This window comes from Dyella sp. (assembly GCF_036384435.1).
In the GTDB taxonomy this organism is placed as follows: Bacteria; Pseudomonadota; Gammaproteobacteria; order Xanthomonadales; family Rhodanobacteraceae; genus GSA-30.
The window spans coordinates 1-2912 of record NZ_DASVMI010000176.1 but is presented as its reverse complement, the minus strand read 5'-3'; the positions used below and the strand labels follow the sequence as shown (position 1 = coordinate 2912).

Here is a 2912-nt window from a genome sequence, read left to right as displayed (position 1 = left end):
CCCAGGCCATGACCGGCCAGCAGGGCCGCCAGTTGATCCACGCGCTGGGCCAGCGCGGCGTAGGTCAGGCTGTCGTCGCCAGCGACGATGGCCAGCGCGTCGGGCGTACGGGCTGCCTGTTCGGCGAACAGATCCGGCAGGAAATCCATGCTGTGCTCGCGACGACCATTCATGCGTCGATCCTCAGCACACCCATCGCGCGCAGGAGTGTTGCCACGAGCACAATGACCGCGGTGGCAGCGCCTGCGAAGACGAAGAGTTCCGAGGCGGGCATGTGGCGAGTCATCCAGCCGGCAAAGGTGACGGAAGCGGCCATGTTTGCCGTGGAAATCACCATGAAGATGCTGGTCGCCCTACCGCGGATGTCATCTGGATATCGCTGCTGAAGCAGCGAGAACCAACCGATCTCGACGAAGCCGCTACGCGTGCCTACCAACACGAGCATGGCTGCATACACAAAGATCGCCATGCTGAGGGCCGGGTGCAGTACACCGATGATGATTGCCAATCCGGCGGCAATGACGTCGAGCCCGAGGATGACCGGCCACAATTTGCCAGCTATGAATCGACGTAGAAGACCCAGGGCGGTCATGCCGACGAAGACGCCCGCGGAATTGGCCGAAACCAGGATGCCGTATGCCTTGGCACCAAGGGCGGTACTTTGCTCGGCAAGCAGTGGCAAGGCGACGCGCACCGAGCCGCTGAAGAAAAACACGATGATCGTCCAGTAGATGATGACCGTCAGCACCTGGCGGTCGGACAGAAACCAGCGAAGCGCGGGCATGATGCTCAAACCGCCCCGTGGCGCGCCATCTCCGCTGAGCAGAGGTCGGAATGCGATCTTGGCCGTGGCCCAGGCCATCAAAAGCAAACCTGCACCATCAAGAAAGAACGCTATGGCAAAGATAGGCTGGCTTCCCAGAGCACTTCCAGTCGGCTTGCCGTCATTGGCGAGGCCAAGCAGGGCGCCGGCAAGCAGAGGCCCGATGAATGCAAAACCCTGTCGGACGCTGCCTATGACGGAACTGGCCGCCGGAACCATGTGATTGGGCAATGCGGCGGCAATGACTGAGAAGCTGGCAGGTACCGAAACGCCAAATACGAGGCCTGTGGTGAATGCGAAGATATCGATCATCCACAGCTGCAACATGCCCGCATAAAGCAACGCACCCAGGCAGATCAGCAGCAACGCGCAGATCAGATAAGCGCTTATGAGAATGCGCTTGGGCGAAAAGCGATCAGCCAGGCCGCCGCCAAACAGCAGCAGCGCAATTTGCGGTACGCCGGAGATCGCCATGACGGCCGCCAGCGCCAGCGAATCGCCGGTCATCTTCAGCACGATCCATGGCAACGCCAACGCGGTGAACTGGCTGCCCAGGGTAGCTACACACGCACCCACGCAGATCCAGATGAAGTTTCGATTGCGCCAAAGACTGTCGTTCTGGACCACTTCGGGTTCAGCATCCAGTACCGCGGCGCCGCTTTCGAGGACGTCTTCAGTAGCCACTCAGCGCAGCTCCAGTTCAGAGGATTGATCGATCATCGGATCACCCGACAATTCCTGTTCGATAACCTGCAATCTTTCGCCGATGGCTTTGCCGATCGCCGGTGCCTGCTTGGAATCGAGCAGGTCAAAGTGCCCACATGCGACTTCAAGGTGATGCACCCGCCCACTGAAGCGGCGATGCCAGCCATCGGTCATGCGCGAGTTCAACATGGCGCCGTCCTTGTCCAGTGTGGTGGAGACGAGCATCAGGTCGCCGTCGAAGCTGCCCATGGGCGGTGTCTGCCGGAACAGTCGAATATTGTTGCGATAGACATCCAGGGAACGCTTGAAAAGATCTTCGCCAAGGCTTGCAAAGGGGCTACTGCGAGAGCGCAGAAGTTCGTACGCCTCATGCATGTCGGTGATTGGCACAAGCGGCTGCCTGATACCTTCCATCGCCAGGATCTCATCGAGGAGCCCTTCCTCGTCCGGCTCGATCAGTGCCTGTTCGATGAATTGGGTATCAAGGATGGCCAGCAAGCCGACGCGTTCGCCCAGGCGTTGCAACTGGCATCCCACTGCATACGAAAGCAGGCCGCCGAACGACCATCCCAGCAAGTGATAAGGTCCTGATGGCTGTACGCTTCGAATTTGCCTTATGTAGTCATCGACCATGGCCTCGATGGACTGCTCAGGCTGCTCGTCGTCGGCGAAGCCTCTGGCCTGCAATCCGAATACCGGATGATGTGCATCGATGAAATGCATCAACCTGGCATAGGTCCAGCTCAGGCCGCTTGCTGGATGAAAGCAGAAGACCGCAGGTCTGCTGCCTCCGGCGCGCAGCGGCAGCAACATGACCGTCGAGTTGCCCAGTGCGGTGTTGGCCACCAGGCGGTCGGCCAGGCCGGCCACCGTGGGTGCGTCGAATAGAGCGCGAATCGACAGTTCGACATCGAGTGCCGTACGAATACGACTGATCAGCTGCGCGGCCAACAAGGAATGACCGCCCAGCTCGAAGAAATTTTCATCGATGCCGATACTCTGCAAGCCGAGCACTTCGGCAAACAGCGATTCGAGTATCTGTTCTTGGGAGGTGCGTGGCGCACGCTTTTCATGCGATGAATCGGTCAACTCCGGTGCCGGCAAGGCGCGCAGATCGAGCTTGCCATTGGGCGTCAGTGGCAAGGCTGCAAGCGATACCAGCGCGGCGGGCACCATGTATTCCGGCAGACGCGACGCCAGCGCCAGCTGCCAGCCTGCCGTATCCACGACATGATCGGCATGCGCCACGACATAGCCCACCAGTTGCTTGTGTCCGACGACATCCTCGCGAACGACCACGGCCGCTGCCTGCACACCGGTCAACGACGTCAGTGCCGACTCGATCTCGCCCAGCTCGATGCGGAAACCGCGCAACTTGATCTGC

2 protein-coding genes are annotated in these 2912 nt (G+C 60.1%); both read right to left on the bottom strand.

Annotated features, from left to right (window positions below):
• Window positions 1-169: 169 nt before the first annotated feature.
• On the bottom strand, window positions 170-1507 hold the full coding sequence (locus VF436_RS18675; RefSeq protein WP_330905553.1) for an MFS transporter: 1338 nt from the start codon (window positions 1505-1507) through the stop codon (window positions 170-172).
• A partial coding sequence (locus tag VF436_RS18670; protein ID WP_330905552.1) for an alpha/beta fold hydrolase occupies window positions 1508-2912 on the bottom strand: 1405 nt, incomplete at its 5' end. It abuts the gene before it with no gap.